This is a genomic window from Niveispirillum sp. CC-CTL257, from assembly GCF_059489915.1.
The window spans coordinates 361,354-387,791 of record NZ_JCAJXE010000003.1 but is presented as its reverse complement, the minus strand read 5'-3'; the positions used below and the strand labels follow the sequence as shown (position 1 = coordinate 387,791).

Genomic DNA, 26,438 nt, shown 5'->3' with positions numbered 1-26,438 from the left:
GCGTCCCCCGTTTCAGGCAAAGGCCTCGTACCTTATGTCGGGTGCCGCGACCGACAGTTCGGCCAGCCGGGGCATCACTTCCTTGGCGAACAGCGACAGGTTTTCCACCGTCTCCGCATGGCCCAGCGTGCCCGCCTGCCCCATCATCAGCAGGTTGCCGAACCCACCGACATCGGCATAAAAGCGGCTGATCTGCCCGAACACGTCATCGGGCGTGCCCACAAACATCAGGCCGGCATCGATATATTGCTCGATGGTCGCATCGGATGGCAGCGGGCTGCCATCGCGCAGGCGCGGGCGGATGGCGTTGGGCCCGGCCTTCAGAAGGCGGACATTATCCTTGACGGAGGTAAAGCCCGCTGGATTACGGAATTGCGGGTCCAGACGGGCGGCGGTGGTGAAATAGGCCTTCATCTGCTCCGCCCGCTCGAACGCCGTCTTGCGGTCATTGGCGACGGAGACCAGCCCCAGATAGCCCAACCGGTCTTCGGACGCCGGCTTGCCATGTGCCTCCTGATAGGCCTTGCGATAGGCGTCGAACACCGACCGCGCCACGGCACCCGACAGGAAGGTCGCGCAGACATAGCCCAGTCTGGCCTGCTGTGCCGCACTGCTGCCGCTGGACGCCGTCATCCAGATGGGGGGCGTGGGCTGCTGGATGGGACGCGGCCACAGGCTGACGGCCCGGTAATTGAAGAACTCGCCATCCCAGGAGAAATTCTCACCCTGGTTGCTCAGCGCCTCCTTGATCAGGTCATGCGCCTCCCAGAACCGGTCCATGAAGCGGACAGGCTGGCGGTTGGACATGAACACCTCATAGGCGGCCCCCTTGACCAGCCCCACCTCCAGACGCCCGTTGGAGATGACGTCGGCCATGGCAATCTCTTCTGCCACGCGCACCGGGTTGGCCCGGTTGCCGATGGGAATGCCCAGCGCCAGCAGGCGGGCATTGCGCGTCTGCCGCGCCAGGATGGCGAGCGTCGTCATGCAGGACGTCGACATGCAGGTCGCCGCCGCATGATGCTCATTGATCATGATGTTGAAGCCCAGCTCATCGGCCAGGACATATTCATCCAGATAGCGGTTGATCAGCCTTCCCGCCTCGACAGGATCGCAATGATGCTGCGGTAGGGTGATGCGCATCGGCCCCGGCACCTCGAAGGCGGGATGATAGGCCTGTTCGCTGAATTGCCAGACTTTCATGATGTTGTTCCTTCAAGCGGCCACGGAAACGGCGCGTTGAACAAAGGCTTCAATGCTCGCTGCCGCCACGTCCGGCCGGTCGACATAGATGCGGTGGCCGCAATCCGGGATGGTCTCAAACCCCGCGCCGGGGATCAGGGCGGCATAGTCGCGGCCATAATCCAGCGACGCGATGGCATCCTCCTGCCCCCACAGGACCAGCGTCGGCGTGGTGACGCGGTGCAGGCGGTGTCGCAGTTTGGGATTGCACATATAGGGCGACCAGCCGAACAGCATCGTCGCCTCGGCATTGCGCACGCGCCGCTCCAGCACCTCGTCCGGTAGGGCGGCAAGGTCCAGTTTCGGGGCCGGGGTCACCTGCGACTTGGCCTCCACGGTGCGGCTATCCTGGGTGAAGATATCCAGCACCCGGCGCGTCTTGCGGTCCGCCGTCTCGATCCCGAATGGCGCGCCCAGCACCGACAGGGCGATACGCCCATTATTCTTGACCAGCATCTCCGCCGCGATCCAGCCGCCAAAGGAAAAGCCGGCAAGTACAACATCGCGCAGGTCCAGTTGCTCTAGCAGGTCGAGATAGAAATAGCCCAGATCATCGACCGTGGAGAAAGACCGGGGCAGATCGGACCCCCCGAAACCCGGATGCGAGGGGGCATGGACCTTGTAGCGGGCGGAAAGAAGGTCGATCAGGGGGGGCAGACCCTCGACCCCATCCATGCCGTGCAGCAGCAGCAGGGGCCGGCCCTCGCCTTTCACCAGCATTTCCAGGCGCACACCGCCCACATGCAGGAACCGCGTTCCGGAAGGGGAAAGGGCATCCGCCACTTCACTGTTCATCCGCCATGACCTTTCTTGAACGCTTTTGCGCATGATTGACGATGCCCAATTACTGGCCGGGGCAAGGCTTAACCGTCCAATTCTTTGTCTTGCAGAACCGATGCCGGCGCGGTATCAATTGCCCATGGAACTTCGGCATCTCCGTTATTTTCAAGCAGTTGCACGCGAGGAGCACTTCGGTCGCGCCGCGCAGGCCATCCATATTGCCCAGCCGGCCCTGACACGGCAGGTGCGTGATCTGGAGGATGAACTGGGCGTACAGCTGTTCGAACGGCTGCCGCGCGGCGTGCGCCTGTCACCGGCTGGACGCGCCTTCCTGGAGGATACGAACGCCATCCTGGAGAAGCTGCAGCGCTCCGTGGCGCGGGCCAAAAGCTACGCCACGGGTCAGGTCGGCTCCGTCCAGATCGGGTTCAGCGAGCTGGCGTCCCGCCACCCTGAAATCCCGGCCAAGCTGTTGCAGTTTCGCCTGGACGAACCGCTGGTGGAACTTAACCTGCTGCCGATGAGTTCGATGAACCAGATCGATGGCTTGCGCAACGGTACCGTCGATCTGGCCATCGTCTATGACATTCACTTGTCGGACGAGAATTTGGGCCTGCTGGACAGCTGCGAACTGGGCAGCAGTGAGATCGTGCTGGCCTTGTATGAGGATCATCCCCTGGCACAGCGCCCGATCCATATGAAGGATCTGGCCGACGAACGTTTCCTGTTCCCGGCCCGCAAGCCGCAGCCGCGCTATTTCGACCGGCTGATGCAGGCCTGCCTGTCGCACGGTTTCTCCCCCAACATCGTGCAGGAAACGGCAACCGACAGCATCCTGCTGTCCCTTGTCGCCGTCGGCATGGGCATCGGCTTCACCCAGAAAACCGGCGGCACCCCGCGTCAGGGCGTGGTGCTGCGTGAGGTAGAGGACCTGGAAGTGTCCTTCCGCCTGCATCTTGCCTGGCGCAAATCCGACCCCTCACCCGCCGTCCTGCGCTTCGTCAACGCGATGCGGTAGGTCCACCCAACCGCAACTGTCGATAAGCCGCCAGCAGTTCCTGCTTGTCCATGACGCCCAGCTTGCAATAGGCGCGGCGGCGGTAGGTGATGACGCTGGACAGGGTCAGGCCGGTCTCTATCCCGATCTCCCCCTGGGTCCGGCCCAGGATGAAACCCGCCGCCACTTCCGCTTCCCGCGCGCTCAGACCCGCATCGGCAGACAGCAGGGTTTGCCGCACTGCCGCCGGTGTCTCGTCGCCGGGACGGCTGGCCGACAGTTCGACATGGCGCGACAGGGCGGCCATCAGCAGCGGCGCCAGTTCCTCCAGCCGTGCGATATCACCCGGCCGGAAGCCGCCATCGCTGGCCGCGCGATAGCCATTGGCGATCAGCGGCTGCCGCCCTGCGGCCTGGATGCTCAGCCGTTCCCCGATGCCGCCATTCTCGTAACAGGTGCGGCGATAATCGGCGTCGGCGATATCGCCGGCACAGGTCCTCACAACGCGAACCCCTGCCCCCGCGCGCCGCACGTCGCTGTCCTGCCGCCAATAGCGCCTTGAATAGGCGGTGGAGGCGGTACGGGCGAAGTCGGGCGCGCCCCGGCATTCCCCTTCCGCGAACAGGGTCCGTAGGGCGTCTGCCCCCTGGAAGCAGAAGGCGGAAAACAGCCGCGCCCCGCACAGCGTTTCCAGCGTCGCAAGGAACCGGGCCGGAAATTCCGGGGACCCGACCGTGGCCACCATGCCGGCCAGCATGCCGATATCGTTGCGCATCACCATCCTGTCCTCCCGCCGGGGGGACGAAACCGCCCTTCCCCCGCCCTATGATGCCATCAACCAAACCAAGGGAGACCCGCCATGTCCACGCCGCCGCCGATCAAGGGCCTGTACCATTACGCCTATCCCTGCCGCGACGCGGAGGAAACACGCCATTTCTACGAGGACATCCTGGGCCTGCCGCTGGTCAATTGCATGACCGCCGACCGCGTGCCCAGCACGGGCGAGGAAAAGCCCTATGCCCATATGTTCTTTGCCATGCAGGACGGGTCCTACATCGCCTTCTTCGACCTGGGCGAAAACCAGATGCCGGAACCCTCCCCCAACACCCCCGCCTGGGTCCAGCATTTCGCCATGGAGACCGGGTCGGTGGAGGACGTGCTTGCCATGCGCGACCGCTTGAAGGCGCATGGGGTGGAAGTCTTAGGGCTGGTCGATCACGAATTCGTGAAATCCATCTATTTCTTCGACCCCAACGGCCTGCGCCTGGAAGTCACCACCCGCACCGAGCCGCCCGGCTATGTCGCCGAGGCCGCCCGCAACGCCCGCGCCGACCTGGATAAATGGACGGCTGACAAGGCGACGCGGCTGGCGGCACGGGCGGGTTGAGATATTGCGTAGGTCAGGTCGAGGGCGAAGCCCGAGCCCTGACATGGTACCATCGCCTGTCAGGGCTCGCCTGCGGCTCGACCTGACCTACGCCAGAAACCCCTTCTTCCGGCTCCAGTCCAGGATCAGACCCATGCAGGTCTCCAGGTGCTCGGGCTGGCCGATATAGTAATGCGTGGCCCCCACGATGCGGTGATATTCCTTGTCCGGCGTCGCCAGGGCCGCATGGATCATCGGATTATGCGCCGCCGGCACGGCGTCATCGGCCGTATTCTCGATCTGCAGCACCGGCGTGCGGTTGATCTTGGCGGCATTCATCGGCCCCTTGGCGTTGGACAGGTCATAGCTCCACTGGCTCAGCCATGAACGCAGGGTGCAGAACCGGGCCAGCCCCACCGGACCGACATTGACGGTACGCGGATCGCCCATATAGGACCAGCCCGGCCGCCGTTCGCTGGGCTCGATGGTCGGGTCCAGCCAGCGCACGTCACACATGGTGCGGTGGACGACGAAGGCTCTTTCCTGCTCTGCCCCACCCCTGGCGCGTAAGCGTTCCAGCTGTTCCTGGCACCAAGCGGTAATGCGGCGATTGCGGGCCACCTGCCGGGCGCGGAATGCCGCGATGAAATCGGCGCTGAACGGCGCCTTGTTGGGGCATTCCTCGGCATAGATGTCGAATTCGATGTCGCGCCGGTCGGGGTCCAGCTCATCAATCACCGAGGGGTCCAGCCATTCGGTCAGCGTTTCCGCCCGCGACAGGTGCGCCGCGATGAAGATCACCCCATCGGCGGGCGACAGGTCGGCGGTGGTCAAATCCACCGTATCCCCCGCCGGCGTATGGGTGATGGTCGGCTTCTCCGCCTGCGCCTGGTAGAACAGCGACAGCGACCCGCCGCCCGACCAGCCGACCAGCACCACCCGTTCATAGCCCAGCACGTCCCGCGCATGCGCGATCCAGCGGCCAAGATCGATGGCCACCTTCTCCATGATCAGGGCACTGTCATTGCGTGGATAGCGGCTGGCCGCGCACAGCACATGCAGGCCCCGATCCGCCAGCGCCAGGGGCATGGGCAGCAACTGAAGCGTGGAGGTCGGGTGCATGAACACATAGACCGTCCGCGCCCGCTCCCCGGCGGGGCACAGCAATTGCCCCTCCAGATTGACCTTTCCCGAGTTGCCCGCGAAGCCATAGGTCTCGCTGAACCCCTTGTTATCGGGAAAGCTCACCACCTGCGGCTGCCTGACCCAAGACGTCCGTTCCGACATCTGATCCCTCTCTATATGTTCTACTTAGTAATGGTGCCCAGCACCCGAAGGCGTTACAGCGGCACCGTCGTGACATCGTGGCGGAACAGCCATTCGTAGCGTTCCGCGACCTTCTGCGGGTCCCATTCCCGGTCGATATAGGCTTGCGCGCCCTCCGCACTGGCCAGGGCGGGATTGTGGAAGCGACCGGCATTGGATGCCGCCCCCTGCACCACCCGCGTCGTCCGCTCGATCCGGGCACCCTGATAGGCGCTCAGCGCCTGGGCATGATCATCGCCATAGGCTTCCAGCGCGCGGGCCAGGACGAACCCGTCTTCGATGGCCATGGCCGCACCCGATGCCATGAAGGGCAGCATCGGGTGCGCTGCATCACCCAGCAGCGTGACACGGCCCGCCGTCCAGCTCTCCAGCGGCTGGCGCGACAGCAACGCCCAGCGGAAGGGTTGCGGGATGGCGCGGATGTAATCCTGCACATCCTCATGCCAACCGGGATAATCGGCCAGACAGGCCTCCACCGTTGACGGGCTGGACCAGCTTTCGGTCTTCCAGTCTTGGTTTTCCACGACGCTGGAGAAATTCATCAGTTCGCCGCGCCGGATCGGGTAATTGACGATATGCCCGCCCGGCCCGATCCAGTTGACGCCGACATCGCGCACCAGATGGGGCGGCAGCTTGTCCATGGGAATGACGCCGCGCCAGGCGACAATGCCGGTAAAGCTTGCCTGCATCTCCCCGAACAGCTTCTGCCGGATGATGGAATGCACCCCGTCGGCCCCGATCACCAGATCGTGGCGCTGCGCCGGCTTGGCCGCGAAGGACAGCACCACCCCGCCCGACCATTGTTCCACATCCACACAGCGTGCACCCAGCTGGATCACGTCGGGCTTCAAGGCACGTACTGCCTGGGCCAGCACCGTATGCAGGTCGTTGCGGTGGATGGTGATATACGGCGCGCCATAGCGTTCGACCGATTGCGGACCCAGGTCGAACAGCTTCCAGGTCTGCCCCGTGCTCCACAGCCTTATTTCCTTGCCCACCGGGCAGAAGGACTGGGCCAGGACCTGATCCAGGATGCCCAGTGCCGCGAAGACGCGGGTGCCATTGGCGCTGATCTGCAGCCCGGCCCCCACCTCCCGCAATTCGTCCGCCTGTTCATAGACGGTGACGTCGAACCCGCGCTGCAAAAGCGCCAGGGCCGCCGTCAATCCGCCCATGCCCGCCCCGACAATCGCTATCCGCATCTGATCCTCGCTGCGCTTCATGTTGTTTGCTATTTCTGAATAGTGTTCGTCAATAACACAAGACTCAAATCCTGACCACAGCGCAATGCACAGGTGACGGCACCCCCGCTCCTCTGTTACGCATGAGACAAACCAGAGAGAGAAAACCGCCGATGCCGCCCGATGACGCCCTGAACCAGAAGCGACGCGTCCAGTCGATTGAGGTCGGGTTCCGCGTCATCCGCGTCCTGCAACAGGCCCATGAACCCATGGCGCTGCGCGACATCGCCAGGGACGCCGACATGCCGGCCAGCAAGGCGCATCTCTACCTGACCAGTTTCATGCGCGAAGGGCTGGTGGCGCAGAACCCGCAGACCGCGCGCTACTCCCTTGGCCCCTACGCCACCGAACTGGGCCTGTCGGCCATCCGGCAGCTGTCGGTCGTGGAGGCCGCGAACGGGGAGATGGCGGAACTGACGGCGCAGACCGGCTGCGCCACCTATCTGTCCGTCTTCACCGAATATGGCCCGGCCATCGTGTCCAAGGTGGATGGCAACCGCCAGGGTGCCTTTACGGTCCGCTTGGGCCATGTCCTGCCCATGGCCAGTTCCGCCACCGGCCTGGTTTTCCTGGCCTTCCTGCCGCAGGCCCAGACCACCCTGGCTGCCGACCGCGACGCAGAAATGCCGGCGGCATCGCTGATGGCCGAGGTGCGCGACAGGGGCTATGCCACCACCAGCGGCCTGATCAACGCCAATTTCGCCGCCATCTCCGCCCCCATCTTCGATTACAGCGACGGTCTGGCCGCAGCGCTCACCCTGCTGGGACCCGACAAATACCTGACCGGTGCGCGTACACAGTCCAGCATCGATCAGGTCCTGGCCGCCGCAGGGCGCGTGACGGTGAAGATGGGGGGGCGGTTACGGGCTTAAAGGGCAATCGCGATCGACTTCACCTCCGTATAGGCCTCGATCCCTTCCCGCCCGTTCTCCCGGCCCCAGCCGGATTGCTTGAACCCGCCGAACGGCAGCGCCGGGTCCAGGCCGCCGCCATTCACGCGCACCGTGCCGGCCTTGATCTTGCGGGCCAGCTTGTGCGCGGCACTCAGGTTCTGGGTCCAGACGATGGCGCCCAGCCCGTAATCGGTGTCATTGGCCTGAGCCGCGATCCGGTCCAGATCAGCGTCGCTAAAGGACATGGCGCACAGGACGGGGCCGAAAATCTCCTCCCGCACTACCGACATCTGCGGATTGGTGCCGGTCAGCACCGTGGGCGGCACGAAATAGCCGGGGCCGGAGGCTGCACTGCCCTGGCCGCTGATCGTCGCCCCGTCGCGCAACCCCGCCTCGATATAGGACAGAACCCGCGCCTTCTGTTCCGCTGACACCACCGGCCCCATCTGCGTATCGGGGTCCAGACCGGGTCCGACACGCAGCTTTCCGGCAAAGTCTGCCACCCCTTCGACCAGCGCATCGAACACGCTTTCATGTGCGAACAGGCGGGAGCCGGCGTTGCAGATCTGGCCGGCATTGGTGAAGATCGACCGGGCCGCTCCCTCAATGGCGCGGTTGATATCGGCATCGGGCATGACGATGACCGGCGTCTTGCCGCCCAGTTCCAGGGTCACGCGCTTCATATTGACGGTGGCGCCCTTGACGATAAGGCGCCCCACCTCGGTGGAGCCGGTGAAGGTCACCTTGTCCACGCCCGGATGTGCCACAAGGGCGGCCCCCGCCGCTTCGCCCAACCCGGTCACCAGATTGAACACGCCCTTGGGGAACCCGACCTCTGCCATCAGATGGGCCAGGCGCAGCGCCGTCAGCGGCGTCTGTTCAGCGGGCTTCAGGATGATGGTGCAACCGGCGGCCAGTGCCGGTGCCGTCTTGGCCACCGCCATGGCCAGCGGCGCATTCCAGGGCACGATGGCCGCCACCACGCCCACCGGTTCCCGCACCGTATAGGCGTGCCAGGTGCCGGGGCCGGACAGGTTCACACTCTCCCCATTCAGCTTGGTGGGCCAGCCGGCATTGTAGCGCAGCACCTCGACCGCATGCGGCACGTCGAACATGCGGGCATCGCGCAACGGCTTGCCATTGTTCAGCGTTTCCAGCATCGCGAACTCATCCGCATGCGCCTCAATCGCGTCGGCCAGCCGCCACAGCAGGCGGGCGCGTTCCGACGGCTTCATCGTGGCCCAGGGTCCGTCCAGGGCCGCCCGCGCCGCACGGACGGCCAGATCGACATCCGCCTCCCCGCCCGCCGCCGCGCGGCCGATGCGCGATCCGTCGCCGGGATTGAAGGTTTCAAAGCTGGAACCCGACCGTGGTTCGCGCCACTCCCCGTCGATGAACAGGCCATGCTCCCTGCCCGCGAATTGCAATGCGCCGTCCAGGGCGAGTTTATCCTTTGCGATATCCGGCATGTGTCACCGTCTGGCTATGATGGATGGGATGGTTTCGGCGCAATGCCACAGAGACGCCGCATCGGGGGCGTCTCTTCGTTTGCTATTGTTGAACATCTTCCGTTATTGTGCAACAGCTCCTTTCAAGATTGTGCGAGGGACCTTGTCGCAGGAATTCGACCATATCGTCGTCGGTGCCGGATCGGCCGGATGCGTGCTGGCCAATCGGCTGACCGAGGACGGCACACGCCGCGTGCTGCTGATTGAGGCGGGCGGCTCCGATGCCAGCCCGTTCCACGCCATGCCGCTGGGCTTCATGGCCGCCATGGCCGACCCGGCCAAGGACTGGGGCTATGCCACGGAACCGGAACCGCATCTGAACGGCCGTCGCGTGCCCCTGCCGCGCGGTCGGGTGCTGGGCGGCTGTTCAACCACCAACGGCATGATCTATATGCGCGGCCATTCCGGCGATTATGATGAATGGCGCGATCTGGGCTGTCCTGGCTGGGGCTATGAGGATGTCCTGCCCTATTTCCGCAAGATGGAGACAAGCTGGCGCGGGGCCGGCCCCTATCATGGCGACGACGGCCCGCTGTCGGTCAACCCGGTCAGCCATCCGTGGCTGCGTATCGACCAGATCATGGAATCGGCCGCCGCCGCCGGCTTCCCGATGAGCGATGATCTCAGCGGCGAGCGGCAGGAAGGTTTCGCGCTCAGCGAGGTGACGGTGGACCTGCGCGGACGGCGCGCCAGTGCGGCCCGCGCCTATCTGCGCCCCGCCCTGAAACGGCCCAACCTGCATCTGGTCACCCATGCGCAGGTGACGCGCATCCTGTTCGACGGCAACCGCGCCGTGGGCGTGGAATATCGCAGCGACGGCGTCCCGCATCAGGTGCGGGCGCGGCGGGAAATCATCCTGTCGGGCGGGTCCTACAATTCCCCGCACTTGCTGATGCTGTCCGGCATCGGACCCGCCGCCCATCTGCGCGAACACGGGATCGATGTGCGGGTGGACAGCCCCGGCGTGGGCGGTAACCTGTCCGAACATCCCCTGGTCTATGGCGAATTCGCAGTGACGGGTGACACGTTCCTGCGGCAACTGCGCCTGGACCGCGCCGCCCTTTCGGTGCTGCGCTGGGCCGTTTTGGGCAGCGGGCCGTTCGCGTCGCAGGTGACCAGCTGCGCCGCCCTGATCCGCACACTGCCGGAACTCAGCCGGCCCGACATTCAGCTGATGGTGATGCCGGTGCGCCTGGATGCGAAAATCTGGACGCCGGGCCTGGGCAAGCGGCTGGCCGACATGTTCTCCGTCATGGTGATCCAGCTGCATCCCGAAAGCCGGGGGCGCGTCAGTCTGCGTTCGGCCGATCCGGCAGACAAGGTGCGGGTGCAGCTGAACCTGCTGTCGCATGAACGCGACTATGCCGAACTGCGCCGGGGCATCCGGGCCTTGCGCGCCCTGTTCGCCGCCGGCCCGTTGGCCGAAATCGCGGGGTGGGAGACAAAGCCGGGGGCTGATCGCCAGACCGACGCCGAGCTTGACGCCTTCATCCGCACCAATCTGCGCATCACCCAGCACCCGGTCGGCACCTGCCGCATGGGCAGCGGCGATGACGCGGTGGTTGATCCGCACCTGCGTGTCATCGGGGTCGAAAATCTCCGCGTCGTCGATGCCTCCATCATGCCCACCGTTCCCGGTGGCAACACCAATGCGCCCGTGATCATGGTCGCGGAAAAGGCGGCGGATTTGATCCGAGCCTGAAATGTGATGACGCATGCGCCCCTTTTGCATGCGTCATCCGTCCATCCCCCAAACAAAAAAACACCGGAACGGTCGCCCGCTCCGGTGTCAGTTGCTGGGGGAAAATCAAATCCGGGCGCGCAGGCCAAACACCCAGTAGCGCCCGCGATTGTCGAAGAAGGGCGAATTGGCGATGGTTGGCTGCACGATGCCGTTCGGCGTGATCGGCGGCGCTTCGTTGGTCAGGTTTTCAACCGAACTATAGATGGTCAGGTTTTCCGTGATGTCATAGGCGATATTGGCATCGAAATAGTTGATGCCGTCGATGCTGTTGTCGGCGATGTCCAGTCGCGTCTGGTTGAACCGCGTATCGATCTTGCCGCCGGAGACATAGCGGTAAGCCAGGCCGAATTTCCAGTCATCGATGCTGTAATTGGCGCTGAGATTGACGCGCCATTCCGGCACGCCCTGCGGCGGGGGCGAAATGCCGGCCAGACCGACATAATCATCCGTGCGGCCATTGGCCGTGGTGCTCAGCTTGTCGGCATGGCTGGCCAGCAGGCGCAGTTGCATGGTGCCGCCGGCATCGGCCAGATCAAGCGGGAAGGAATAGACCGCCTCGAAATCCTGCCCCGCCACTTCCTGGGCATTGGCATTGAAGGGCACAATGTTGATGCGGGTGATGATGCCGTTGGTGCGGATGATGCTGGGGCAGAACTGCGCCTGTCCACGGAAGCAGAAATTGGCAATATCCTGCCCCGCCACCACCGAAATCGCGTCCTTCACCTTGATATTGTAATAGTCGAAGGAGGCGCGGAACCCGCTCAGCCATTCCGGCTGCACCACGACGCCGACCGAATAGGTATCGGCCTTTTCCGGCAGCAGATTGGGATTGCCGCCGGTGATCAGCGTCGTCTGCCGGGCGATATTGTCGTTGGGGTCGATGATCGAATTGATCACCTGATTACCCTTGGAGAACAGCTCGAAATTGTTGGGCGCGCGGATATCGCGGGACAGGGTGCCCCGGAACCGCAGGTCGGGGATCGGCTCGTAATTGCCGCCAACCTTCCAGCTCCAGACGCCGCCGCTGGTCGAATAATCCGTGTACCGGGCCGCCGCGTTCAGTTCCAGCTTGTTGGCGAAGGCGGCACCATCGGCCAGCGGCACCGCCACCTCGGTATAGGCTTCCTTCACATTATACTTGCCGGCAAAGGGCTGCGAATTGATGGAGCGCCAGCGGCTGGCGGCTGAATCCGCATCCGCCGTCTGGGTGGTCTTCTCCGTCCTGTATTCCGCACCCGCCGCGATGGAGACAGGCCCCGCCCAGGTGGAGAAGGGGGAACCGGAGATATTGGCCGCGTAAACCTGCTGTTCCATCTCCGCGAAGGTGGTGGAGGTGCCGTGGTAATAGGACAGCGCCTGCGACGTGATGGACCCGGCGCCGAACGGGTTGATCGGCACACAGTTGCGGATATCCCCATAGGGGTCCTGCGCCGCCGTCGGGTTGGGATTGTTCAGCAGCACGCGGCAGATGGCCTGACCCGTGGCCGGGTTGATGACACTGTCGATGCCATAGGTCCAGCGCTGCGAAATGCGGTTATTATAGGCCGCCTGATCATAGGTGTTTCGGCCCAGCTGTCCCGTCACGCTCCAGGCCCAGGTGCCGCCCAGGCTGCCCTCCGCGCCGAAACTGGCGCGCCGGGCCTTGGTCGTCGTCTCGAAAATGGAATTGCCATCTTCCACATTGTACCGGCCGAACGGAATGCTGGTCAGGCCCAGGGACGCCATGGCCGCCTTCACGGAACTGTGCAGGAAGGCATTGTCATTGCGGATGGTCAGCGTGCCCGTGTCCGGGTTCGGCACCAGATCCGACTTGGCATGCACTTCCGAATACAGCATGTCGGCGAACAGGCTGACATCCTCTGTCAGCTCGAAATCGACGCGTCCATAGGCGCTCTTGCGTTCGATCTTGGGCAGCAGATTGCCGCCATCCACCGCCTGATCGCCGTTGCCGCCGCCCTGCATGTAGGTGGTGCCGATATTGGTGCCATATTCGAACGGCATGGGCACGCCGTTGGGCCCGAACTGCACGCCGGTCCCGGCGGCAAAGCCCAGGCGGGCCGCGAGATTGCGGGCCAGCGTATTGTTGCCGCCCTGCAGCCCCACCACGCCGCCCGGCGTCATCTGCGAAAAGACGCCATTATTGACGATCAGCAGGCGCGGCTGGCCGTTGGTCGCCGTATAGGCAGGGTTGGTCAGCTGTACCCAGCGATCATCGCCCCAGGGACGGCTGGCCTGGCTGGTCTGCCCGTTATTATGCATGTAATCGCCGGCGACCGAGGCGTGCAGCTTGCCGTCCAGGAACCCGTGGCCCACGGCGAAATTCACCGATGGCCGCTGGAAGTCGCCATAATCGGAGACGCCATAGGACACGTCGGCCTTAGCCCCCTCGAACTCCTTGTCCAGCACGAAATTGACGACACCCGCCACCGCGTCGGAGCCATAGGCGGCGGACGCGCCGCCGGTAACGATCTCCACGCTCTTAATCAGGGCGATGGGGATGATGTTGGTATCGATGGTGCCGGCGGGATCGGTCACGCCCACCCGGTTACCATTCATCAGTACCAGGGTGCGCTGGGTGCCCAGGCCGCGCAGGTCGGCGTTGGACGCCCCGATGGGCTCGCTCGACTTGCCGATATTCTGGTTGACCTTCAGCTGCGGCACCTCCTGCAGCAGGTCGGAAACCGTGCTGATCGCCTTGTCCTGCAGCTCCGCCGCCCCGACCGATGTCAGGGGCGTGGGGGCAGTGAAGCCGGAAATGCGCGTGCCGGTGACGACGATCTCTTCCAGCTCCAGTTCCTGTGCTTCTACCATCTGGGGGGCCAGCAAGCCGACGCCCAGGGCGATCAGGCTAACCGGACCGAATTTCGATACAGGCATGTGGGAACCGCGACGCAGCTCTTGAACCATCTGTTCCTCCCTGACCGGACGGCTTCGATCCGGCACTGTATTGTTTGTTATTTTCATACTGAATTCGTTGATAACGAAAATCCAATGCTACTCTTGGCGCGATCAATACCGTTCCGGCATCAAACCTTGGCCAACCCGCATGGTTCGGCGCACGTCAAAAGAAGCAGAGCCGTAGGGCCGCGTCGGAGATGCGGCGGCGCGTCGCGGCATGAGGCACCAGTTCGTGGAACAGGGCGATGGTGTCGGCATAGGACACCGCCCCTTCCTTGCCAACAAAGGGCGCATCGCTGCCCCAGAGCAGCCTTTCGCCGCCCGCTTCCGACAGGAGCCTCGCCGTCGCCGCCTGCCGCAGCGCGGGATCAAGGCGGAACCCGGCGGAGATTTTCACCCAGGCGCGTCCCGTGGCGACCGCGCGCAGGATCGCCTTGAACCCGTCCCCCTCCATGCCATCGGGGGCGCGCAGCAGGCCGAAATGATCGACGACGACATTGATGCCGTGCGCCATCAGGACCGGCAGCACGACCGCCTGCTGATCGGCGCTGGCGTTCAACTCGACATGCATGCCGCAATCGGCCAGACGGTTCAGGAATTTCCGGTATCGGAAGCTGGTCAGGTCCGGCGGGGCGGCATCCAGCTTCCACTGCATGCGCACGCCCACCACGCCCTGGTCGGCCAGCGCCCGGATCGATGCCGCGTCCGTCTCCGGCTCCAACATCACGGTCGCGCGCAGGCGCTTGTACCGGGCCAGTGCCGCCAGCGTATAGTCATTATAATCGCCATACAGGCTGGCGGCAGTGACGATGCCGAAGGCAATGCCGTGCCGGTCCAGATCGGCCACGAAATCCTCGGCCGTATATTCATAATCCGGCCGGGTCCAGGCATCCTCCCGGAACGGCATGCGCCGTGTCATGATATGGGCGTGGGCATCGACAATGGGCGGATCGGCCAGCATTCCTACCGCACTCCCCGCTGGAAAAGGCTGCGGGCCGTGGCGCGCAGATAGAGACGGCGCTCTTCCGGGGTCAGCTGGAAGGCCGATGCCCGCGCCTGCGCCGCCATGCTTTCATAACTGTCGGGCGTGTTGCCCACATCCGACCCCCACATGATATGGTCGGCCCCCATAAGGTCCGCCGCCCGCCGCACAAAGGCCGCGTGATCAACGCCTGCCTTGTCGAACATCTGGAAATTGATGGTCGTCAGCTTGAAATAGACATTGCGGAACCGGCGCATGGCCAGCAGCTCCGGCACCAGCCCCATCGAACCGGGCTCCCCCCCGCCGGGCCAGCCGAAATGATCCAGCGCGATGCGCAGCCGCGGGAACCGGCAGGCCAGACCTGCAATACGTTCCAGCGCCGCCGCCGACGGCACGCCCGGCGCATACATGACCACCATGGTCAGCCCATGCCGGTCAGCCGCCGCCCAGCTTTTCAGGGCGGCGTCGCTGTCCAGCCAGGGATAGTTGCCCTCCGCGTCCGGATATCCGAACAGGCGCAGGCCGACGATGGCGTGATCGGCCACCATCCGGTCGATCTTGGCCGGGCTTTCCGGGTCCTGGGCGTCCAGCATGACAACGGCGGAGAAATGGCCGGGATAGGCATCCGCCATATCCAGCAGATAGCGGTTATCCTTCTTATAGACCGTGTTGTATTGCACGGCGGTGCCGCCGATGATGCCGGTGGCCTCCCACCGTTGCAGCAGCCGCTCCCCCGTCATCGGGTCAGCTTCGATGCGCCGGCGAAGGTTCTCCTCCCCCTCCCTGGCGTTGCGCGTATCCATGGGATAGCGCGCCTCGTCGGTGGTGAAGACATGTGCGTGGGAATCGTACAACGGTTCCCGGCTGGTTGCCTGACCCATTGCCGCACCCCTCAGGTCGAGGCCGGCGCGGCCGTGCCCGGCTCGGCCCTGCGGCCCAGCACGAACATGGCGACGGCGGGTATGATGCACATGGCGGCGAAGAAGACGAAGGCCATGGCCCGTCCGATATCAGCATCCAGCAGCATCCCGCCGATAAGCGGCCCCAGTACGGCCCCGGCCCGGCCGAAGCCCACCACGAAGCCGACACCGAAGCTGCGCAGGTGCGGCGGGTAATGGGCGATGGTGGTCAGGAACACGCCGGTATAGGACCCGACCGTGAAGAAGGTCAGCGTGCAGGCCAGGGCGATCATCACCACCGGGCTGGCATGGCCGGCGCCGAACACCACCAGCACCACGCCCATGACCAGGAAGAAGACAGCGGTCATCCGCTCCTCCCCGATCCGGCGCGCGAACAGGCCGAAGACCAGATGACCGCAGGAGCCCGCGATACCCTGCAAAACCCCGGCATAGCTGGCCTGGGTTGGGGTCAGCCCGGCCTCCACCAGCACGGTCGGTTTCCAGTTCAGCAGGAAATACCCCACGACGGCGTAGACGAAGGACGCGACCCACATGATGATCGACAGGCGCCGCACGTCGGCGGACAGCAGGGCGGCGGCCTTGTTCTGCTTGACCTGCCGTTCCGGCCGGGGCGGCAGCGCGTCCAGCGGCTGGTGGCCCAGGCCGGTCAGGATCTTGTTCAGGCGCGGCAGGGCATTCCGGGGTTGGGCGGTAACCAGATATGTCGGGGATTCCCACATGAACACGGCTAGCAGCGCCAGCAGCGTGATGTTGATGCCGGCCCCCACGACAAAGACCGACCGCCAGCCATACGGTTCCAGCAGAAAGCCGGCGATGGCACCGCTCAAGGTCATGCCAATGCTGAAGCCCGTATGCAGGATCGACAGCATCAGATTGCGGCGGTCGTCATTGGCATATTCGGAGACCAGCACATTCAGGCTGACCACCAGCATGCCCAGACCGACACCCATCAGGAACTTCAGGACCGTCAGCATCTCCATGGAATTGGCAAAGGCTGAAAAGACGTGGGAGACGGTGATGCCGGCCAGCGCCACGAAGGTCACACCGCGCCGTCCCATCCGCTCTGCAATGGGTGCCGCCGCGAAGGCACCGATGGCCAGCCCCAGCGACCCCATGGAGAACAGGATGCCCAGCGCCGTGCGCGGCACGCCCCATTCGGCGGAAAATAGCGGGGCCGTATAGGCCGCCGACATCATGTCATAGCCTTCGGTGATGTTGATCAGGCAGCACAGCGCGATGATCACATATTGCCGCGTGCGCATCGGCATCTTGGCAAGGACGTCCAAGGGACTGGCCGGCATGCTCGTTTCTCCCTGAATTCCGACTTTTCGTCGTTATGGTGGGCTGATCACTCGGCTGCGGCGGATCGTGCCTGCCTGGGCTCGTCCAGCCCGACCAGGCGGGCGGCGTTGGTGCTGATCATCTTGCGGATGTCATCGTCGGAATAACCCAGTTCGATGCACATGCCGATGACATGGCGGAAGCCTTCGACGGGGCTGGGATTACCCACTTGGCCCAAGTCGGACCCGATGATGGTGCTGTCCACGCCGCCGGCCTTGATCACCACATCCAGGCTTTCCAGCGTGTAATGCTTGCCCTGGACGCCGGCCCACATACAGCAGGAATGCTCCAGGAAGGCACCCATGGCGGCCAGTTCCTTCATGTCGGCGGCGTTGCAGTCGATCAGGAAGGTCGGGTGATTGACCATCAGCCGCTTCACGCCGCGCTTCTTCGCCTCGGTGAACAGGGGCCAGATTTCGCTGATATGCAGATGGCCCGCCGACAGGATGGCGTCGTAATCCGCGATCTGGTCCAGGATGATCTTTACCTCATCCAGCAAGGCACCCTTGGCATCCACCACGCTCAGCGCCGTCGGCGGCAGCATCTTTTCCTTGGTGGGCAGGAACTGGCGGCGATGCGAATGGCGGATATGGTTGGCCGCCGAAAATGTGGGCATCCAGACCAGCCGCGCGCCCAGCTTGAATCCATGCTCCACCGCATAGGGGTTCAGCCCACCCGAGGTATTGTTCAGCGGTACGCCCGTCAGCAGCTCGATCTTCGGCTTCATCGTCTCCTTCAGAAGCTCGGCCACCGGCGTGACGGAGTAATAGTGATCCTTGAACAGGATGGCGCGCAGGCCGGCGGCCTCCGCCTCATGGATGGCCTGCACATGGTTCAGGCTGCGGGGCATGACCGAGGGGCCGCTATGGCAATGCAGGTCAATCGCGCCGATCAGCAGGGCATCGATCCTGGGGTCCGTCATCTTTTCCTCCATACTGATATGGTGCCGCCTGGGGGCGGTTCTTCGGCTTTGGTCAGAGTTCGGGGGCCGGGTAATCGGCTGCGTTCAGCACCCAGCCTTCGCGCGCCGAGAAGTCCCTGCGCGGCGGGCAGAACACGTCCAGCAGGCGGTTCAACCCGTTCGCCACCCCTTGCGAGGTATGCGTGGCCGGCGGCGGGATCACCGCGACCGACGGGCTGGCGCAGAATTCATGCTGGTCGTCCAGCCAGTGCGCACTGTTGCCCGTCCAGGGCCAGCGCAGATGGTGGATGAACTCACCCGCGGTGGCGATGGAGTACTGCTCGAAATCATCATGGTGATGCGGCGACAGGTCGGCTGGGTCACGGGGACCGGGCCGGCCGCTGGTCAGGTTCACCATGATGGTCGAACAGCGGTACAGCCGGCCGAACCGCCCCTGCTGTGCCGGCACATCACCGGAATAGACGCGGATACGGAACCCGCCGACGGGGTCGGGCCAGGCCTGGAATTCCGGGACATTGGGGTCCGGCGTGGCATAATCGCCGGCATTGGCACAGCGTCCCGCCAGATCGGTGGACCGCACGGTGATCAACCGGTACAGGTCCCCTTCCCCCAGCGCCTTCACAACGCTGCCGCCCGGCGGCACGAAGGCGACGCAGGGGCCATGGGCCATCTCCGTCTGCTCACCCGCCGTGATCTCCACCGACAGGCCCGCATCGGGCAGCACGACGGCATATTCATCGATCTGATCGGTCCGCGACAATACAGCACCAGGAGACACACGGCTGTAGGCAACGATCAAATTCTGGCCCCGCGCCAGCCAGGTACGGGCCAGCGGCCCTTCTTCTGCCGGTGCTTCGGCATAGAAGCGCCCATAAGAAGCGGGTTTGAAGGGGGTTGTCGCAGGCTTCGTCGCCACTGGCGCCAATGCAGCCCGCAAGTCATTCTTTCCGTACACGCAGCCTCCCGGAAACAAATTCTTTATATTCCGGCACTTGCCGATTGGAACAGTAGGAAGGCAATGAAGGCTTGCGTCTAATTCTTTTTGGTCCGGCAACTGATGCCGCCACGGCATTGGTTTTCCGGCCAACCGCTCCGATACCGCATTGTTATCGGACAAGGCCGTAATCAGCATTTGATTCCCACCGGGCGATTGCATTGGATGGACAGGCGGCAGGCGTCCCGGAACAAAAGCGACGCCGCCATCGGGAGGTGCCTTGTGATCAACAGTCTAATCAAGCGGCGCCTGGAGAATGACGAACCGGTGTTCGGCACCTTCGTCAAATTCGCCTCGCCAAATCTTGTCGAGATGATCGGGATGTCCGGTTTCGACTTCATCATCATCGACAGCGAACATGCCAACCTGACGCATGGCGAGATCGAGGAACTGATCCGCGCCGCGCAGCTGGTGGGCATGGCCGCCATCGTCCGCACCGCCGATGCCGGCGAGGCCAATATCCTGCACGCGCTGGACAGCGGTGCCAGCGGCATCCAGGTCCCCTCGCTGTCATCTGCGGAGGAGGCGCGCGCCGTCGTGCGCCGTGCCAAATATCATCCCATCGGTGAACGCGGCTGGGCACCCGGCTGCCGGGCCGGTGACTATGCCTTCACCCCGCCCAAGACCTATATCGAACGCGCCAACCGCGACACGACCATCGCCGTCCATGTCGAAAATGCCCGCATGGCCGCCGATATCGAGGCCCTGTGCCAGGTGGACCATCTGGACGTGGCCTTCATCGGCACCGGCGATCTCAGCCAGTCGCTGGGCTATCCGGGAGAGGCGGAGCACCCGGAGGTGCAGAAGGTCGTGGACCGGGTGATCGACGCCTGCAAACGCGCCGGCAAGCATTTCGGCATGGTGGCCAGCAATCCCGACGCCCTGAAACAGGCGGTGGAACGGGGATCCCGCTACATCGCCTGGCAGTCCGATATGGTCATGTACAAGAACGCGCTGAAAAACGCGGCGGATCGGTTCGCCCCCTTCCGCGCCAACAGACAAGAGGTCTGAAGTGCCGACATCCGATGTGCAAACGGGGGCATCCGCTTCCCGTATCGATCTCGCACGCCTGCTGCGTCCCCGCTCCATCGCGGTCGCCGGTGCCTCGCCGGACCCGGCCTCGGTGGGCGGCGTCATCCTGAAGAATATTGCCGGCTCCGGCTTCACCGGGCCTTTGCATCTGGTCAGCCCGACACGGGCAGAGATCAATGGCATCCCCTGCCTGCCCACCATCCAGGCCCTGCCGCATGGCGTCGATGTCGCCGTCCTGAATGTGCCGCGCAAGGCGGTGAAGGAAGCCATCGAGGCCTGTATCGAACGCGGCGTCGGCGGGGCTGTGGTCTTCGCCGCCGGCTTCCGGGAAGCGGGTGAGGAAGGGGCAGCGGAACAGGAAGAAATCGCCCGCCTCTGCCACGCGGGCGGCCTCGCCCTGCTGGGCCCCAACTGCATGGGTTTCGCCAATTACCTCAGCGGCGCGGCCCTCAGCTTTGAATCGCTGACCTTTCAGCCGGCGGCCAGCGGCCCGCATATGGGCGTGATCGCGCAGAGCGGGGCCATGGCGTCGAACATCCGTTCCGCCCTGCTGGCGCGCGGCATCCGCATCTCGCATGTGGTTTCCACCGGCAACGAGGCCGTAGTCCGTATCGACCATGTCATCCGCCATCTGGTGGAGGAAGGGGCGAACCTGATCGCCGTCTATGTCGAACAGATCCGCGATCCCGCTGCCTTTCTGGACGCCGCCCGCATGGCGCGGGAGGCCGGGCGGCCCATCGTGATGGTTCATCCAGGTTCCAGCGCCTCTGGCCGTGCCGCCGCCCAGTCCCATACCGGGGCCATGCTTGGCGATTACGCCACCATGCGGACGGCGGTGGAGGATGAAGGCGTGGTCCTGGTGGAAACCATGGACGAACTGTTCGACACCGCTTCCATCCTCTACCGCTTCCCGGCCCCCAGCCAGGGTTCCATGGGCATCGTCACCAATTCAGGTGCTGTGCGCGGACTCAGTCTGGATTTCTGCGAGAAGGTGGGGCTGCCGGTGGCGTCCTTGAGTGACGAGACACTGGACGCCTTTCGGGGCATGCTGCCCCCGCAATGCGAGGCGTCGAACCCGCTGGATGTCGGCATTGCCGGCTTCTCCGACGCGTCGGTCTTCGCCAACACCACCAACGCCATGATGGCCGACCCCTCCGTGGGGGCCGTGCTGCTTTCGCTGGCAGGTGGCGGCCCCTGGCAGCAGCGGGCCAAGTCAGAGGTGATCGCCCCCCTGGCCCGCACCGCCCCGAAACCCGTGGCTGTCGCCATCATCGGGGATGAGGCGCCGCTGGACCCCGGCTGCGTGAAGCCGCTGCGCGACACCGATACGCCGTTATTCAGGTCCCCCGACCGCGCGCTGCGCGCCTTCCGGGCGGTGCGCCACTATGCCGACGCCCTGGCCCGTGTCGGCACCCGCACCAGCCCGCCCCTGCCCGGCCCGAAACTGCCTCGCCGTGGTCCGCTGCCGGAATATGAGGGCAAGGCCCTGCTGTCGGAATATGGCATCCGCGTGCCCAAGGGCGTGCTGGTCTTCCGCGACGTGGATTCCGCCGCACAGCTGGCGGCCAGTTTCGGCTACCCCGTGGCCATGAAGCTGCAGGCCGCCAGCCTGACACATAAAAGCGATGTTGGCGGTGTCATCCTGGGCATCAAGGATGAGGCGGCGCTGCGCGCCGGCTGGCAGCGGCTGATGGATGCCGCACAGCTTCATATCCCCGAAGGCGGCCTAGACGGCATCTTGATCGAGAAAATGGCCCCCCCCGGCCTGGAACTGGTCCTGGGGGGTCGCAACGACCCGGAATGGGGATCGTTCGTGGTCTTCGGCCTGGGCGGCGTGTGGGTGGAGGCCTTGGACGCGGTGGAGATGCTGCCGGCCCATGCCGGCCGTGCGCAAATCCTGGACCGGCTGCACCACATGCGCGGGGCCAAGCTGCTGGGACCCTTCCGGGGTCAGCCGGCCCGCGATGTGGAGGCGGTGGCCGACGCCATTCTGGCGCTCGGTGCCATCCTGCGCGCCCATCCTGAAATCAGGGAAGTCGACGTCAATCCAATGACGGTTTTCGCCAGGGGCGAAGGGGTCATGGCGCTCGACGCATTATTCATCACCGAATGAAAAGGACATCGGACGTGACGACAACCGAAGCCAATGAGCGGCCCATCCCCGGCGGCAACGACGTGCTGGTCGAATTCGAAGACGGCATCGCCTGGGTACAGCTGAACCGCCCCGCCAAGCGCAACGCCATGAGCGTCGGTCTGGCCAAGGAAATGAACGAGGTGCTGGACGCGCTGGAAACCGATCCGCGCTGTGGCGTCCTGGTCCTGACCGGCGTGGGCGAGGCCTTTTCCGCCGGCATGGACCTGAAGGATTTTTTCCGCGCCACCGATGGCTTGGGCGATATCGAACGCCACCGCGCCTATCGCTCCACCCGCGCCTGGCAGTGGCGCAACCTGATGCATTATGCCAAGCCGACCATCGCCATGGTCAATGGCTGGTGCTTCGGCGGTGCCTTCACGCCCCTGATCGCCTGCGATCTGGCCATCACCGATGAAAAGGCCGTCTTCGGCCTGTCGGAGATCAATTGGGGCGTCATCCCCGGCGGGGCCGTGTCCAAGGCCATCGCCACCGTCATGGGCGACCGTCAGGCACTCTATTACGTGATGACGGGGGAACAGTTTGACGGTGCCAAGGCCCTGTCCATGGGTCTGGTGAACGAGGCGGTGCCCAAGGACCGGCTGCGCGCCCGCACCACGGAAATCGCCCGCACGCTGCTGGGCAAGAACCCGACTGTGCTGCGTCAGGCCAAGCTGGCCTATAAATACGCACGCGACATGAACTGGGAACAGGCCTCGGAATATCTGACGGCCAAGGTTGATCAGACCAATTTCGTGGATCCGGAAAAGGGCAAGGAACAGGGCCTGAAGCAGTTCCTGGACGAAAAGACTTTCCGCCCCGGCATGGGTGCCTACAATCGTCCTGAATAAGGTGGAGACAGTCGATGAAGCGCCCAAGCGCCAAGAAGGGCAACGAGCTGAAAGCCGTGGTCCCGACCCTGGTGGAACTGACCGACCGCGTGCTGTACGAGGATGTGTGGGAGCGGCCGGGCCTGTCCAAGCGCGACCGCAGCCTTGTCACCATCGCCGCCTTGATCGCCATGTACCGGCCCGAACAACTGCCGGCGCATCTGGGCCTGGCGCTGGATAACGGCCTGACCAAGGAAGAGATCGGCGAAGCCATCGCCCACCTCGCCTTCTACGCCTCCTGGCCATCCGCCATCTCCGCCAGCCGCAAGTTCCTGGAGGTGGTGGAGGAGCGGGAGGCGAGGGCGAAGGGGGAGTAAAATCCCCTTCTCTTCTCGTCATCCCGGCGAAAGCCGGGACCCAGGGGCCACAGGCTCAATCCTGTCCGCCGCCTTAATCGGAGCAGCTGAAAGGTCGGGCGCTTGGCCCCTGGGTCCCGGCTTTCGCCGGGATGACGAAATATGTGGTTCCCAACATCCCACACACGGGTGCGCCACCATGACGAACTTCCTGCTGTCCATCGGCGGCGAGGCCGTGCCCGCTGCCGCGCATTTCCCCGTCATCGACCCTGCGACGGGCGAAGCCTTCGCCCTGGCCCCCGATGCCGATGAGGCCCATCTGGACCGTGCCGTCGCCGCCGCGCGAAAGGCCTTCGCCAGCTGGCGGCACCTGACCCCCGCCATCCGTGCCACCGCCATGGGCGCTTTCGCCGATGCCATCCGCGATGACGCCGAACCGCTGGCCGAACTGCTGACCCGCGAACAGGGCAAGCCGCTCTCCGTCGCCCGGCGGGAGGTGGCCTTCGCCGCTGACCGGATCGCGGGTGTGGCCGCACTCAACATCGGCGGCGGCTATATGCGCGACGGACCGCTGGGACCGGTACGGCTAGACTATGTGCCCATGGGCGTGGTGGGCGTGATCGCGCCCTGGAACGCGCCCCTGATCCTGGCCATGCAGATGGTGGCGCAGGCGCTGGCCGCCGGCAACGCCGTGGTGGTCAAACCCTCCCCCTTCACGCCCCTGGCCACCCTGCGCCTGGGCGAGTTGGCGGCCCGCACCCTGCCCCCCGGTCTGGTCAATACGCTCTCAGGTGGCAACGACCTGGGCCAGTGGATGACCAGCCATCCCGGCATCGACAAGATCGCCTTTGTCGGCTCCACCGCCACCGGCAAGAAGGTGATGGCGTCGGCGGCGGCCAGCCTGAAGCGTGTTTCCCTGGAACTGGGCGGCAACGACGCCGCCATCGTGCTGGACGATGTCGATGTGACGGAAATCGCCCCACGCCTGTTCGCCAGCGCCTTCGTCAATAGCGGCCAGATCTGCATGGCGGTGAAGCGCGTCCTGGTCCAGGCCCCCATCGCCGGCGCCCTGGCCGACGCGCTGGCGGCGGAGGCGCGGAAGGCCCGTGTCGGCGGCGGCTTCGAACCGGATGTCGATTACGGCCCCATACAGAACCGCCCCCAGTTCGAGAAAGTGCTGGCCATCATCGACGATGCCCGCGCCCAGGGCGGCACCATCCTGGCCGGCGGCCATGCCCTGAACCGCCCCGGCTATTTCATCGCCCCCACCATCATCACCGGCCTGCGCGAAGGCTCTAGGCTGGTGGATGAGGAACAGTTCGGCCCCGTCCTGCCCATCCTGTCCTTCGACAGCGATGAGGAAGCGGTAACCCGCGCCAACGCAACCCGCTTCGGCCTGGGTGCGTCGGTGTGGAGCGGTGATCGCACGCGGGCGGAGGCGCTGGCAAAGCGGCTGGAGGCCGGCACCGTCTGGATCAACGGCCATGGCGGTGCCGCCCCCGACCTGCCCTTCGGCGGCTTCAAGGAATCCGGGATCGGGCGCGGCATGGGGCTGGCCGGCCTGCGCTCCTACACCGAAATCAGGGTCACGCATGGGGCGGGGGGTTAACCGCCCTTCGGCCCCGGCATCGCGGCGATCCGCTCAAACGCCGCGACCTGCTGGTCGGTGTCCAGTACCTGTTCCAGTCCCAGTTCGCGGGCCCGCCGCAGCCGGTCCTGACCGCGTTCCAGCAGTTCCGCGTCAAACACATCACCCCGCCGGCGCAATATCTTGCGGGTCCGGTGGGACAGTTTTTCCAGCGCCAGGGCCGTGCGGGCGCAATGGAAGCGGCGGCAGACCGATGGCCGCCGCTCATGGATCGAACAGCCTGACGCCGTCAGATAGGTGCAATGGCCGGTAATGGGATCGCGCTTCAGCGCGGCCATGGTCCGGCCGGGATAAAGGGCCGAGGCGATGGCTTCCCAGCGGTAGAAGGACAGATCGTCCCCCGCCTCGGGATGCAGGATCACCTGATCATTCTTGCAGCATTGAATGCAGCCATCACACGGGATGGCGTTCTGATCCACCGGCATGCGGCCCCCAAATCGTTTGTCCATGCTGTATATAATTCGATCATGTCACATTCTAGTCGGCAGATCGAGAGTGACCATCACCATCAGCAACGAGGAATAACGATGCAGGACCTCTCCCAACAGGTGGCCATCGTGACCGGCGCCAGTTCCGGCATTGGCGAGGCCGTCGCCCGCCGGCTGGCCGCATCGGGCATGAAGCTGGCCCTGGTCGCGCGCAGCCGGGACACGCTGGCTTCCATCGCGGCGGACATCCGCAATGCCGGCGGCACGGCCAGCGTCCATGCCGCCGACGTGACGCGCGAGGAACAGGTGGACGGCCTGTTCGCCGCGGTGGCCCGTGAATTCGGTCCGCCCGACCTTCTGGTCAGCAATGCCGGCATCGCCGACAAGACCCCGCTGGAGGATCTAAGCCTGACGCGCTGGCAGCAGGTGCTGGATGTCAACCTGACCGCCGCCTTCCTGTGCTGCCGCGCGGCGGTGCGCCTGATGAAGCCCCGCCGCCGGGGGCGTATCCTGCTGGTGGGCAGCATCTCTGCCCTGGTACCGCGCGAACATACGGCAGCCTACACGACCACCAAATTCGCGCTGGACGGCCTGACCCGCTCCATCGCCCTGGACGGGCGCGACCATGGCATCACGGCGGGGATTATCCATCCCGGCTCCACCATCACCAATTTCGTGCCGGGCCTGGACCGGATGAGCGCTGAACAATCGATGCGCCCCGAACAGGTGGCCGACCTGGTCCATTGTATCGCCGCGATGCCGCCGGAGGTGAATGTGCTGGAAAGCGTGATCCTGCCCATCGGCCAGCCCTTCCTGGGCCGGGGGTAGACAATAAAATGCCCGCCAACCTCAAGCAGTT

At 64.7% G+C, this 26,438-nt stretch carries 23 protein-coding genes; 10 read left to right on the top strand and 13 right to left on the bottom strand.

Annotated features, from left to right (window positions below; all coding sequences use genetic code 11):
• Positions 1–12 precede the first annotated feature (12 nt).
• Positions 13–1,203 carry an LLM class flavin-dependent oxidoreductase gene (locus ABC729_RS18475; RefSeq protein ID WP_495609073.1) on the bottom strand — a complete coding sequence of 397 codons (1,191 nt, stop codon included), beginning with the start codon at positions 1,201–1,203 and terminating at the stop codon, positions 13–15.
• Between the two features lie 12 nt (positions 1,204–1,215).
• A complete protein-coding gene (locus tag ABC729_RS18470; protein WP_495609072.1) occupies positions 1,216–2,037 on the bottom strand; it encodes an alpha/beta fold hydrolase in 822 nt (273 codons plus the stop codon).
• Between the two features lie 124 nt (positions 2,038–2,161).
• Between ABC729_RS18470 and ABC729_RS18465 the strand changes: the two genes are divergently transcribed.
• Positions 2,162–3,040 (top strand): LysR family transcriptional regulator, encoded by an 879-nt coding sequence (locus ABC729_RS18465; protein WP_495609071.1) that lies wholly within the window; start codon positions 2,162–2,164, stop codon positions 3,038–3,040.
• On the opposite strand, the gene ABC729_RS18460 is transcribed toward ABC729_RS18465, so the two are convergent.
• Positions 3,024–3,800 (bottom strand): helix-turn-helix transcriptional regulator, encoded by a 777-nt coding sequence (locus ABC729_RS18460; RefSeq protein WP_495609070.1) that lies wholly within the window; start codon positions 3,798–3,800, stop codon positions 3,024–3,026. The two genes, ABC729_RS18465 and ABC729_RS18460, sit on opposite strands and share 17 nt — an antisense overlap.
• Positions 3,801–3,878: 78 nt before the next feature.
• Here ABC729_RS18460 and ABC729_RS18455 point away from each other — a divergent pair, with 78 nt between their 5' ends.
• Positions 3,879–4,406, top strand: a complete 528-nt coding sequence (locus ABC729_RS18455) for a VOC family protein (protein WP_495609069.1) — start codon at positions 3,879–3,881, stop codon at positions 4,404–4,406.
• An 87-nt stretch (positions 4,407–4,493) separates the two neighbouring features.
• On the opposite strand, the gene ABC729_RS18450 is transcribed toward ABC729_RS18455, so the two are convergent.
• Entirely contained in the window at positions 4,494–5,633 is a 1,140-nt protein-coding gene (locus tag ABC729_RS18450; protein WP_495609068.1) for an alpha/beta hydrolase, read from the bottom strand.
• 92 nt (positions 5,634–5,725) lie between these two features.
• Complete coding sequence (locus ABC729_RS18445; RefSeq protein ID WP_495609067.1) at positions 5,726–6,934, bottom strand: FAD-dependent monooxygenase; 1,209 nt, start codon at positions 6,932–6,934, stop codon at positions 5,726–5,728.
• A gap of 131 nt (positions 6,935–7,065) precedes the next feature.
• Between ABC729_RS18445 and ABC729_RS18440 the strand changes: the two genes are divergently transcribed.
• Positions 7,066–7,824: an IclR family transcriptional regulator gene (locus ABC729_RS18440; protein WP_495609066.1), complete on the top strand. Its 759-nt coding sequence runs from the start codon at positions 7,066–7,068 to the stop codon at positions 7,822–7,824.
• On the opposite strand, the gene ABC729_RS18435 is transcribed toward ABC729_RS18440, so the two are convergent.
• Positions 7,821–9,314 carry an aldehyde dehydrogenase family protein gene (locus ABC729_RS18435; protein ID WP_495609065.1) on the bottom strand — a complete coding sequence of 498 codons (1,494 nt, stop codon included), beginning with the start codon at positions 9,312–9,314 and terminating at the stop codon, positions 7,821–7,823. The two genes, ABC729_RS18440 and ABC729_RS18435, sit on opposite strands and share 4 nt — an antisense overlap.
• Positions 9,315–9,456: 142 nt before the next feature.
• Here ABC729_RS18435 and ABC729_RS18430 point away from each other — a divergent pair, with 142 nt between their 5' ends.
• The gene (locus tag ABC729_RS18430; protein WP_495609064.1) at positions 9,457–11,055 is read left to right on the top strand and encodes a GMC family oxidoreductase; all 1,599 of its coding nucleotides are present in this window, start codon (positions 9,457–9,459) and stop codon (positions 11,053–11,055) included.
• A 105-nt stretch (positions 11,056–11,160) separates the two neighbouring features.
• Here the strand turns inward: ABC729_RS18430 and ABC729_RS18425 are convergent, their stop codons facing one another.
• The 6 genes from ABC729_RS18425 to ABC729_RS18400 form a co-directional block, all read right to left on the bottom strand.
• Complete coding sequence (locus ABC729_RS18425) at positions 11,161–14,004, bottom strand: TonB-dependent receptor plug domain-containing protein (protein WP_495609063.1); 2,844 nt, start codon at positions 14,002–14,004, stop codon at positions 11,161–11,163.
• A gap of 154 nt (positions 14,005–14,158) precedes the next feature.
• Positions 14,159–14,956 (bottom strand): amidohydrolase family protein, encoded by a 798-nt coding sequence (locus ABC729_RS18420; protein ID WP_495609062.1) that lies wholly within the window; start codon positions 14,954–14,956, stop codon positions 14,159–14,161.
• A gap of 2 nt (positions 14,957–14,958) precedes the next feature.
• On the bottom strand, positions 14,959–15,831 hold the full coding sequence (locus ABC729_RS18415) for an amidohydrolase family protein (RefSeq protein WP_495609061.1): 873 nt from the start codon (positions 15,829–15,831) through the stop codon (positions 14,959–14,961).
• A 38-nt stretch (positions 15,832–15,869) separates the two neighbouring features.
• Entirely contained in the window at positions 15,870–17,198 is a 1,329-nt protein-coding gene (locus tag ABC729_RS18410) for an MFS transporter (RefSeq protein ID WP_495609060.1), read from the bottom strand.
• Between the two features lie 47 nt (positions 17,199–17,245).
• A complete protein-coding gene (locus ABC729_RS18405; protein ID WP_495609059.1) occupies positions 17,246–18,160 on the bottom strand; it encodes a DUF6282 family protein in 915 nt (304 codons plus the stop codon).
• Between the two features lie 52 nt (positions 18,161–18,212).
• A complete protein-coding gene (locus ABC729_RS18400) occupies positions 18,213–19,097 on the bottom strand; it encodes a hypothetical protein (RefSeq protein WP_495609058.1) in 885 nt (294 codons plus the stop codon).
• A gap of 279 nt (positions 19,098–19,376) precedes the next feature.
• On the opposite strand from ABC729_RS18400, the gene ABC729_RS18395 reads away from it, so the two are divergent.
• The 5 genes from ABC729_RS18395 to ABC729_RS18375 all read left to right on the top strand — a co-directional run bounded on the left by ABC729_RS18395 (position 19,377) and on the right by ABC729_RS18375 (position 25,112).
• Complete coding sequence (locus ABC729_RS18395; RefSeq protein ID WP_495609057.1) at positions 19,377–20,165, top strand: HpcH/HpaI aldolase family protein; 789 nt, start codon at positions 19,377–19,379, stop codon at positions 20,163–20,165.
• Between the two features lies 1 nt (position 20,166).
• A complete protein-coding gene (locus tag ABC729_RS18390; RefSeq protein WP_495609056.1) occupies positions 20,167–22,299 on the top strand; it encodes an acetate--CoA ligase family protein in 2,133 nt (710 codons plus the stop codon).
• Positions 22,300–22,313: 14 nt separating this feature from the next.
• Positions 22,314–23,168, top strand: coding sequence for a p-hydroxycinnamoyl CoA hydratase/lyase (locus ABC729_RS18385; RefSeq protein ID WP_495609055.1), 855 nt, complete (start codon positions 22,314–22,316; stop codon positions 23,166–23,168).
• Between the two features lie 14 nt (positions 23,169–23,182).
• Positions 23,183–23,524, top strand: coding sequence for a carboxymuconolactone decarboxylase family protein (locus tag ABC729_RS18380; protein ID WP_495609054.1), 342 nt, complete (start codon positions 23,183–23,185; stop codon positions 23,522–23,524).
• Positions 23,525–23,702: 178 nt separating this feature from the next.
• Positions 23,703–25,112: an aldehyde dehydrogenase family protein gene (locus tag ABC729_RS18375; protein ID WP_495609053.1), complete on the top strand. Its 1,410-nt coding sequence runs from the start codon at positions 23,703–23,705 to the stop codon at positions 25,110–25,112.
• Here the strand turns inward: ABC729_RS18375 and ABC729_RS18370 are convergent.
• On the bottom strand, positions 25,109–25,576 hold the full coding sequence (locus ABC729_RS18370) for a YkgJ family cysteine cluster protein (protein WP_495609052.1): 468 nt from the start codon (positions 25,574–25,576) through the stop codon (positions 25,109–25,111). The two genes, ABC729_RS18375 and ABC729_RS18370, sit on opposite strands and share 4 nt — an antisense overlap.
• Before the next feature lie 102 nt (positions 25,577–25,678).
• Between ABC729_RS18370 and ABC729_RS18365 the strand changes: the two genes are divergently transcribed.
• A complete protein-coding gene (locus ABC729_RS18365) occupies positions 25,679–26,407 on the top strand; it encodes an SDR family oxidoreductase (protein ID WP_495609051.1) in 729 nt (242 codons plus the stop codon).
• Positions 26,408–26,438: the final 31 nt, after the last annotated feature.

Excerpts from the sequence above, each read along its gene's own strand:
- ABC729_RS18475 (WP_495609073.1), bottom strand. The coding sequence starts at position 1,203 with ATGAAAGTCTGGCAATTCAGCGAACAGGCCTATCATCCCGCCTTCGAG.
- ABC729_RS18470 (WP_495609072.1), bottom strand. The coding sequence starts at position 2,037 with ATGAACAGTGAAGTGGCGGATGCCCTTTCCCCTTCCGGAACGCGGTTC.
- ABC729_RS18465 (WP_495609071.1), top strand. The coding sequence starts at position 2,162 with ATGGAACTTCGGCATCTCCGTTATTTTCAAGCAGTTGCACGCGAGGAG.
- ABC729_RS18460 (WP_495609070.1), bottom strand. The coding sequence starts at position 3,800 with ATGGTGATGCGCAACGATATCGGCATGCTGGCCGGCATGGTGGCCACG.
- ABC729_RS18455 (WP_495609069.1), top strand. The coding sequence starts at position 3,879 with ATGTCCACGCCGCCGCCGATCAAGGGCCTGTACCATTACGCCTATCCC.
- ABC729_RS18445 (WP_495609067.1), bottom strand. The coding sequence starts at position 6,934 with ATGAAGCGCAGCGAGGATCAGATGCGGATAGCGATTGTCGGGGCGGGC.
- ABC729_RS18440 (WP_495609066.1), top strand. The coding sequence starts at position 7,066 with ATGCCGCCCGATGACGCCCTGAACCAGAAGCGACGCGTCCAGTCGATT.
- ABC729_RS18435 (WP_495609065.1), bottom strand. The coding sequence starts at position 9,314 with ATGCCGGATATCGCAAAGGATAAACTCGCCCTGGACGGCGCATTGCAA.
- ABC729_RS18425 (WP_495609063.1), bottom strand. The coding sequence starts at position 14,004 with ATGGTTCAAGAGCTGCGTCGCGGTTCCCACATGCCTGTATCGAAATTC.
- ABC729_RS18420 (WP_495609062.1), bottom strand. The coding sequence starts at position 14,956 with ATGCTGGCCGATCCGCCCATTGTCGATGCCCACGCCCATATCATGACA.
- ABC729_RS18410 (WP_495609060.1), bottom strand. The coding sequence starts at position 17,198 with ATGCCGGCCAGTCCCTTGGACGTCCTTGCCAAGATGCCGATGCGCACG.
- ABC729_RS18405 (WP_495609059.1), bottom strand. The coding sequence starts at position 18,160 with ATGACGGACCCCAGGATCGATGCCCTGCTGATCGGCGCGATTGACCTG.
- ABC729_RS18380 (WP_495609054.1), top strand. The coding sequence starts at position 23,183 with ATGAAGCGCCCAAGCGCCAAGAAGGGCAACGAGCTGAAAGCCGTGGTC.
- ABC729_RS18375 (WP_495609053.1), top strand. The coding sequence starts at position 23,703 with ATGACGAACTTCCTGCTGTCCATCGGCGGCGAGGCCGTGCCCGCTGCC.
- ABC729_RS18370 (WP_495609052.1), bottom strand. The coding sequence starts at position 25,576 with ATGCCGGTGGATCAGAACGCCATCCCGTGTGATGGCTGCATTCAATGC.
- ABC729_RS18365 (WP_495609051.1), top strand. The coding sequence starts at position 25,679 with ATGCAGGACCTCTCCCAACAGGTGGCCATCGTGACCGGCGCCAGTTCC.